The following is a 7,371-nucleotide window of genomic DNA, read 5'->3' as shown; positions in this document are numbered from 1 at the left end:
CATATATATCAGCTTATTCTATTGCTAATTTTGTGTTAATAATATTAGGATTAGGAACGAAAATAACTAACCAGTATTTTATATTTATTAGTGTTATTAACTATGTTCTAGTTTCTTTGCTGATGTTACTGGAATTAAAAAAACTTAATGTGCCAAATAAAGTTAATATTTTATTGGCGAGTCTTATTTTTTTAGGGAATAGCTTAACGATTTTATACATGATGTTATAATTTAGATGAGGTGTTAACATGAGAGCCAGATCAATAGTTAATATAAAAAATTTAACCAAGCAGTATGGGGATTTTCAATTGCAAGTCCGTAACTTAGAGATTCCGGAAGGTAAGGTTATTGGACTGATTGGTGAAAACGGAGCTGGTAAATCTACTTTACTGAATCTGATTTTAAATCAACTACAGATTGAGAAGGATAGTATAAGGGTTTTTGAACAAACTTATTCAGAGCATGAGCAAGATATTAAATCGAAACTAGGGGTTGTCTTAGAACAAAACTTTTTTCCAGTTTCATTTTCGGTGGAGCAAGTTGAAAGAATGATGAGCATGATTTATCCTAGTTGGGATAAAAAGTTATTTTACACTTTTATTCAAAAGTTTAACTTACCATCTCAAAAACAGATGAAAGAATTTTCCAGAGGAATGGTGGTGAAACTTAATTTTGCGTCTGCACTCGCTCATCGCCCGAGACTATTAATTGCAGATGAGGCCACAAGTGGCTTGGATCCTATTGTTAGGCGAGAGATCTTATCTATTTTAGAAGAGTATGTTAAAAAAGAGAATATGACTGTAATCTTATCTTCACATATTTTGAGTGACTTAGAACAGGCGGCAGATTATTTTATTTTTATCCATAATGGGGAGATTCTTCTAGAGGGAGACAGAGAAAATTTATTGAACCGATTTATGATTAAAACAGAAATAAAGAACAATATGGATCAAGTAGACATTTATTATAAATTAGAAGAGGGTGATAGTGTTCGATATTTAGTAGTTGTATCTGACAAGAGTAAAGACGAGAGTAATTATGCAACGCTTTGGGAAATTTTATTGTTTTTAGTCAAAGGAGAACGAATAAATGAAAGGACTACTATATAAAGATGCGCAACTTATTTTAAATAAAGTAAAGATAATCAATAGAATATTTATTGCCTTAGCCTTATTCTTAATTACAATCTTTGCAAGAGAATCGGGGACAATTTTTTTACTAATAGTGTTACCAATAAGTTTAGCTTCTCTTCCCACAACTTTAGTTGTATCAGATAGTGAGAATGGTTGGAATCAATTTGTAGGAGTTTTTCCAATTTCAAAATCTAAGATAATTTTAGCGCGGTATCTCTCTTGTATTTCTTTTATTCTTTTGGTAAGTTCTATAGTATTGAGTTTAAGTCTTGCTACCCATGTCATGTTTAATCAATACAGTCTCAATCTACATTTAATTATGGCATTGATTGGAGTAATCTTTGGAATCATGTATGTAGCCTTATTGCTTCCTTCCGTATATGCCTTTGGTGCTTTTGGAAATACGATTGTCAATATACTGGTACTATCGTTAGTTATGGGATTAGTGTATGGTCTTCAGAAAACGACTTTCGGCATGATTTTCATTAACTGGATTAGTTCAGCTAATCATTTCCTTCTAGTTATAAGTATCATAATTTTGGTCAGTATCATGATTGGGGTTTCTTTTATACTTTCAACTAAAATCTATTGTAAAATATTTATGAAGTAAAGGAGCAGTGCTATGAATAATAAGAAAATATGTCGTCTAATATCTATATGTTTAGCAATCTTTTCAGCTGTTCTTGCAGTCGTTTTATTTGCATGGGGAGAAAGAGGGCAAGTTTTTATAGCTATGGTACCTCTCTTTTTATCAAAGTTCGTAGATAATATTGGAAAAAATAAATGACGAATGACTGTGCTTGGTAGGTAAAATGAAGTTGGTGTTTTGAGGCTGGGCAAAAACTCAATTAGAGGAGAAAATAAAGCAAATTTTCTAACAATAAAACGCATAATATCAAGGATTTTTAACACTTGATATTATGCGTTTTCTGATTTTAAAGACTTTTTGTCCTATGAGTATGTTATATATCTAGGTAAAAATTATTTAAAAACTATTGCAAATTAACCTTGTTTTTCAAAATATAGTAGGTTCCGAGGTAAAAGATAGCTATGAATATGAGTTCTTCAAAAATTCCTGTACTTGCTCCAATATAGAAATTATCATTAAATCCTGCAAGTGAATTGACATAGAAGTTAGTACTGGTATTGAAGAAAACTCCAATAAATCCTATGACGATTTGGATACCAATGTAGGCTGCAACAGCGAGTGCTGTACGGTATTCATTGAACAGTTGTCCAATGGAAATGGCCAAGTAGATGCAGAGGATTCCAGAAATGGTATTTAGTAGGAAGGATAAGACAGTAAGACTAAAGCCGGTAAAATGTTCTGCAACAAATGACAGAAGAGTAGAAAGTTGAACTTCATCAGAATTTGTTGACAATAAGATAATATAGATACATAGGAGTAAGACAGCAGTGCTAATCAACGACCAGATAAAGGCACCGATTAGTTTGGCTGTGATGATATGGTGTTCAGAAACTGGCAAGGTTAAAGTCAGATAGCCTTGTCGGTCATAGACACTTCCTTTGAATCGTTTAATAATCAAGAAGATAGTTGAAATCACAAGTGTAACCATCAAACCACCAAAGACAGTAGATAGAAAAAAAAGTAGAACAGATAGATTTTTTTCAGGTAGTTTGATTAAGGATTGTGTCTGAATTCCAATAAGAACAGAGAGGAAGAGAACAGCACCATAAAGAGCTAAATACCACTTGTTAACATTTTTAAATTCGTAGCGAACTAAATTCCAAAACATAATAATCTCCTTTGCTTAGGCCTTAAATTCCTGACGGAAGAGTTGGTCAATGGATTCACCTGACTCATAGCGAATATCATCTACATTTCCTTGACGGACGACTTTTCCGTCTTTGAGGAAGACAATTTCATCCAAGATTGGCTCGATATCAGAAATCAAGTGGGTAGAAATCAAAACGGTAGAAGTTGGTGAGTAGTTATTGATAATGGTATTGAGGATATACTCACGGGCTGCTGGGTCCACTCCACCAATAGGTTCGTCCAGAACGTAGAGACGGGCATCACGGCTCATAACCAAAATCAGTTGTACCTTTTCCTTGTTTCCTTTTGATAGTTTCTTGAGACGACTATTTTCATCAATACCTAGGTCTGCAAGTAGATGATGGGCACGTTCCAGATTGAAATCTTTATAGAAGGTCTTGAAGTAGGTTAGGGCTTCTTTGACCTTCATTTGCTCATTGAGATAGGTCGTATCAGGCAAATACGCTACGATGGCCTTGGTTGCTGGACTTGGGTCCATGTCGTTGATAAGGACACGTCCTTGATCTGGTTGTAAGAGGCCATTGATTAGTTTAATCAATGTTGTTTTTCCTGAGCCGTTTGGCCCAAGGAGACCAACAATTTTTCCAGCTGGAATGTCAAGGGAAACATTTTCAAGAGCTGGTGTTGCTCCATAAGATTTGGATACATTTTCAAATGCTAGTAATGACATAGGCTTAAACTCCTTTAATATAATCGCCGACTACGCCTGGTAGTTCTTCTTTTTCATAGCCAAAATGGGTCATGGAGGAAACGAAGTGTTCCAATTCTTCTTCCGATAATTGTTTGCGTGATTGGGCGATTAGCTTCTTATCCTCAGTCACAAATCGTCCAGTTGTGCGCTTGCTGTAGACAAATCCTTCTCGTTCAAGGTCTGACAAGGCTCTTTGGATGGTGTTTGGATTGACACCGGCCTCGCTAGCTAGCTCTCTCACGGTTGGAAGTTGTTGATTGGGTTCCAGTGTATGGGAAACAATCTGAAGCTTGATTTTCTCCATAATCTGTAAATAGATGGGTTTTTTGTTGTCAAATGTCCAGGACATCTTGGTCTCCTTTCTTTTATCCTTTTGTCTTAATTAAATAATACAACAAAACAAAAAACTTGTCAAGCAAAAAGAAGAATTGTTTTGGGAATCGCTTAAAAAATGGTATAATGAAAAGAAAACGATAAGGAGGGAAAGGATGCGTTGTCCAAAATGTGGGGCTACCAAGTCAAGTGTTATCGATAGTCGCCAAGCAGAAGAAGGGAACACCATTCGTAGAAGACGTGAGTGCGACGAATGCCAGCACCGTTTTACAACCTACGAACGGGTAGAAGAAAGAACCTTAGTGGTTGTTAAAAAAGATGGCACACGGGAACAGTTCTCCAGAGATAAAATCTTTAATGGGATTATCCGCTCAGCCCAGAAACGTCCTGTGTCAAGTGATGAAATCAACATGGTAGTCAATCGTATCGAACAGAAACTCCGTGGTCGAAATGAAAATGAAATTCAAAGTGAGGATATTGGTTCACTTGTCATGGAGGAGTTGGCTGAGTTGGATGAGATTACCTATGTACGTTTTGCCAGTGTCTATCGTAGTTTTAAGGATGTCAGTGAGCTAGAGAGCTTGCTCCAACAAATTACCCAGTCCTCTAAAAAGAAAAAGGAAAGATAAATGAAGCCAATTGACCGTTTTTCTTATCTAAAGAATAATCGGGTGTCGCAAGATACCTCATCTCTGGTACAGTGCTACCTCCCGATTATCGGTCAGGAGGCACTGAGCCTTTATCTTTATACGATTAGTTTTTGGGATAATGGTAGAAAGGAATATCTTTTTTCAAGCATTCTTAACCATCTCAACTTTGGGATGGATAGACTGATAAAATCCCTGAAAATCCTGTCTGCTTTCAATCTCTTGACCCTCTATCAAAAGGGGGATGTTTATCAGCTAGCCCTCCATGCTCCTCTATCTAGTCAAGACTTCTTGGAGCATCCTGTTTATCGCAGACTTTTGGAGAAAAAGATTGGCGATGCAGCTGTGGAGGATTTGAAAGTTGATAGTGCTGAGGGAGAAGAAATACCTGTCTCACTCAATCAAGTCTTTCCAGACTTGGCAGAACTGGGAAGTCAAGAAAACCTTGGTCTCAAGAAGAAAGTGGCCAATGATTTTGACTTAGACCATTTTCGTCAGCTTATGGCTCGAGATGGACTGCGTTTTGCGGATGAGCAGTCTGATGTCTTGAACCTGTTTGCTATTGCAGAAGAAAAGAAGTGGACTTGGTTTGAGACTTATCAATTGGCCAAGTCAACAGCTGTTTCCCAGGTTATTTCAACCAGACGCATGCGAGAAAAAATTGCTCAAAAACCGGTTTCCTCTGACTTTAATTCTAAGGAAGCAACCATTATCAAAGAAGCCAAAAGTAAAACTGCCCTGCAGTTCTTGGCAGAAATCAAGCAAACACGCAAGGGGACCATTACCCAAACAGAAAGAGAACTCTTGCAACAGATGGCTGGCTTGGGCTTGCTGGACGAAGTCATCAATATCATTCTCTTATTGACCTTTAATAAGGTGGATTCGGCAAACATCAACGAGAAATATGCCATGAAGGTAGCCAATGACTATGTCTATCAAAAGATTCATTCGGCAGAAGAAGCAGTCCTGCGAATCCGTGAGCGTGGGCAGAAGAGTCAGGCTCAAAAAGGCAGTAAACCGAGTCCTACCAAGTCCAATGTACCCAAGTGGAGCAATCCAGATTATAAGAATGAAACCAGCGAGAAAACTCGTCTGGAATTGGAACGTAAGAAACAAGAACTATTAGCTCGATTAGAAAAAGGAGGAGATTAGATGGAAAGTGTCGGAGACGTACTCAAACGTCAACCTAGCCGTTTTCATTATCAAGATTTGGTCCAGAAAATCATGAAGGACCCTGATGTTGCGGCCTTTATCCAGCAAGAATCCCTTACTCCAGAGGAATTAAATCGCAGTATCTCCAAGTTTAATCAGTACATTACCGAGCGTGACAAGTTTCTCCGTGGTGATACGGATTATATTGCCAAAGGCTACAAGCCGATTTTGATTATGAATCATGGCTATGCGGATGTTTCTTACGAAGAAACTCCTGAACTAATCGCGGCTGAGAAAGAAGCGGCTATTAAGAACCGTCTCAAGTTAATCAATCTGCCAGCCAGTCTCAGGAAAGCTAGTTTAGCTCAAGTTGACTTGGATGATTTGGGGCGCTTGCCAGTTTTTGAAAAACTATTAGCCTTCGTGGAGCAATATCCAGCTATTCGAAAAGGTCTTTACTTATATGGAGACTTTGGTGTGGGCAAAAGTTTCATGGTGGCTGCCTTGGCTCATGATTTATCAGAAAAACGCGGTGTTTCATCAACTCTCCTCCACTATCCTAGCTTTGTCATAGATGTCAAAAATGCTATCGGTGATGGCAATGTTAAGACCTTGGTGGATGAGCTTAAGCTTTCTGAAGTCCTGATTTTAGATGACATTGGTGCCGAGCAATCAACACCTTGGGTGCGTGACGAAATCCTGCAGGTCATTCTCCAATATCGGATGCAGGAAGATTTACCGACCTTTTTCACATCCAACTTCAACTTTGAAGAATTGGAGTTGCATTTCGCTAAAGGGAAACATGGAAATGACGAAACCTGGGAAGCCAGACGCGTCATGGAACGCATCCGTTATTTGGCTGAGGAGACTCGTTTAGAAGGAGTAAACCGTCGATGACAGAAACGATTAAACTGATGAAAGCTCATAAGTCTGTTCGAAGATTTAAGGAGCGAGCCCTTCCTCAGGAAGACTTGACTGAAATCCTGACAGCAGCCCAAATGGCCTCGTCTTGGAAGAATTTCCAATCCTACTCTGTGATTGTGGTACGAAGTCAAGAAAAGAAAGATGCCTTGTATGAATTGGTGCCTCAAGAAGCCATTCGCCAGTCAGCTGTTTTCCTTCTCTTTGTCGGGGATTTGAACCGAGCAGAAAAGGGAGCACGACTCCATACGGATACCTTCCAACCTCAAGGTGTAGAAGGTCTCTTGATTAGTTCGGTCGATGCGGCCCTTGCAGGTCAAAATGCCTTGCTGGCAGCTGAAAGTTTGGGCTATGGTGGTGTTATTATTGGCTTGGTGCGTTACAAGTCAGAAGAGGTGGCAGAACTTTTTAACCTGCCTGACTACACCTATCCTGTCTTTGGGATGGCACTAGGAATACCAAATGAAGAACATGAAGTCAAACCTCGCTTGCCATTGAATCAAGTGGTGTTTGAGGAAGAATACCAGGAACAAACAGTTGATGCGATTGAGGCTTATGACCGTGTACAGGCGGACTATGCTGGAGCACGTGCGACCACAAGCTGGAGTCAGCGCCTAGCAGAACAGTTTGGTCAAGCTGAACCAAGCTCAACTAGAAAAAATCTTGAACAGAAGAAGTTATTGTAGAAAGTGAGAA

At 38.7% G+C, this 7,371-nt stretch carries 11 protein-coding genes; 8 read left to right on the top strand and 3 right to left on the bottom strand.

All coding sequences use genetic code 11. The annotated features are described in order from the left end of the window. The 4 genes from D8845_RS10310 to D8845_RS10210 form a co-directional block, all read left to right on the top strand. On the top strand, positions 1 to 230 hold a 230-nt coding region (locus D8845_RS10310; protein WP_221762778.1), incomplete at its 5' end, for a hypothetical protein. An 18-nt stretch (positions 231 to 248) separates the two neighbouring features. Then, the gene (locus D8845_RS05885) at positions 249 to 1,109 is read left to right on the top strand and encodes an ABC transporter ATP-binding protein (protein ID WP_001202678.1); all 861 of its coding nucleotides are present in this window, start codon (positions 249 to 251) and stop codon (positions 1,107 to 1,109) included. Next, a complete protein-coding gene (locus D8845_RS05880; RefSeq protein ID WP_084930268.1) occupies positions 1,090 to 1,743 on the top strand; it encodes an ABC-2 transporter permease in 654 nt (217 codons plus the stop codon). Before D8845_RS05885 ends, D8845_RS05880 begins: the two co-directional genes overlap by 20 nt. A 12-nt stretch (positions 1,744 to 1,755) precedes the next feature. Further along, positions 1,756 to 1,920 carry a hypothetical protein gene (locus D8845_RS10210; protein WP_153198681.1) on the top strand — a complete coding sequence of 55 codons (165 nt, stop codon included), beginning with the start codon at positions 1,756 to 1,758 and terminating at the stop codon, positions 1,918 to 1,920. A 205-nt stretch (positions 1,921 to 2,125) separates the two neighbouring features. On the opposite strand, the gene D8845_RS05870 is transcribed toward D8845_RS10210, so the two are convergent. From D8845_RS05870 to D8845_RS05860, 3 genes are read right to left on the bottom strand one after another with little or no spacing between them, the layout of a single operon-like run. Continuing rightward, positions 2,126 to 2,890 (bottom strand): hypothetical protein, encoded by a 765-nt coding sequence (locus D8845_RS05870; protein ID WP_125452812.1) that lies wholly within the window; start codon positions 2,888 to 2,890, stop codon positions 2,126 to 2,128. A gap of 15 nt (positions 2,891 to 2,905) precedes the next feature. After that, positions 2,906 to 3,601, bottom strand: a complete 696-nt coding sequence (locus D8845_RS05865; protein ID WP_000054197.1) for an ABC transporter ATP-binding protein — start codon at positions 3,599 to 3,601, stop codon at positions 2,906 to 2,908. Positions 3,602 to 3,605: 4 nt separating this feature from the next. After that, positions 3,606 to 3,971, bottom strand: a complete 366-nt coding sequence (locus D8845_RS05860; protein WP_119943583.1) for a GntR family transcriptional regulator — start codon at positions 3,969 to 3,971, stop codon at positions 3,606 to 3,608. Between the two features lie 139 nt (positions 3,972 to 4,110). Here D8845_RS05860 and nrdR point away from each other — a divergent pair, with 139 nt between their 5' ends. From nrdR to D8845_RS05840, 4 genes are read left to right on the top strand one after another with little or no spacing between them, the layout of a single operon-like run. Beyond that, positions 4,111 to 4,584, top strand: a complete 474-nt coding sequence (nrdR, locus tag D8845_RS05855; RefSeq protein ID WP_001203672.1) for a transcriptional regulator NrdR — start codon at positions 4,111 to 4,113, stop codon at positions 4,582 to 4,584. After that, entirely contained in the window at positions 4,585 to 5,754 is a 1,170-nt protein-coding gene (locus D8845_RS05850; protein WP_125452811.1) for a replication initiation and membrane attachment family protein, read from the top strand. Beyond that, positions 5,755 to 6,651, top strand: a complete 897-nt coding sequence (dnaI, locus tag D8845_RS05845) for a primosomal protein DnaI (protein WP_125452810.1) — start codon at positions 5,755 to 5,757, stop codon at positions 6,649 to 6,651. Continuing rightward, on the top strand, positions 6,648 to 7,361 hold the full coding sequence (locus D8845_RS05840) for an NADPH-dependent oxidoreductase (protein WP_125452809.1): 714 nt from the start codon (positions 6,648 to 6,650) through the stop codon (positions 7,359 to 7,361). The genes dnaI and D8845_RS05840 overlap by 4 nt, the downstream gene beginning before the upstream one ends. The last annotated feature ends 10 nt before the right edge of the window (positions 7,362 to 7,371 follow it).

It is taken from the genome of Streptococcus mitis (assembly GCF_003942865.1).
Lineage (GTDB): Bacteria > Bacillota > Bacilli > Lactobacillales > Streptococcaceae > Streptococcus > Streptococcus mitis_BI.
Note: the sequence above shows the minus strand (reverse complement) of the source record. Positions and strands in the feature narration are given on the sequence as shown.

Excerpts from the sequence above, each read along its gene's own strand:
- D8845_RS05885 (WP_001202678.1), top strand. The coding sequence starts at position 249 with ATGAGAGCCAGATCAATAGTTAATATAAAAAATTTAACCAAGCAGTAT.
- D8845_RS05880 (WP_084930268.1), top strand. The coding sequence starts at position 1,090 with ATGAAAGGACTACTATATAAAGATGCGCAACTTATTTTAAATAAAGTA.
- D8845_RS10210 (WP_153198681.1), top strand. The coding sequence starts at position 1,756 with ATGAATAATAAGAAAATATGTCGTCTAATATCTATATGTTTAGCAATC.
- D8845_RS05870 (WP_125452812.1), bottom strand. The coding sequence starts at position 2,890 with ATGTTTTGGAATTTAGTTCGCTACGAATTTAAAAATGTTAACAAGTGG.
- D8845_RS05865 (WP_000054197.1), bottom strand. The coding sequence starts at position 3,601 with ATGTCATTACTAGCATTTGAAAATGTATCCAAATCTTATGGAGCAACA.
- D8845_RS05860 (WP_119943583.1), bottom strand. The coding sequence starts at position 3,971 with ATGTCCTGGACATTTGACAACAAAAAACCCATCTATTTACAGATTATG.
- nrdR (WP_001203672.1), top strand. The coding sequence starts at position 4,111 with ATGCGTTGTCCAAAATGTGGGGCTACCAAGTCAAGTGTTATCGATAGT.
- D8845_RS05850 (WP_125452811.1), top strand. The coding sequence starts at position 4,585 with ATGAAGCCAATTGACCGTTTTTCTTATCTAAAGAATAATCGGGTGTCG.
- dnaI (WP_125452810.1), top strand. The coding sequence starts at position 5,755 with ATGGAAAGTGTCGGAGACGTACTCAAACGTCAACCTAGCCGTTTTCAT.
- D8845_RS05840 (WP_125452809.1), top strand. The coding sequence starts at position 6,648 with ATGACAGAAACGATTAAACTGATGAAAGCTCATAAGTCTGTTCGAAGA.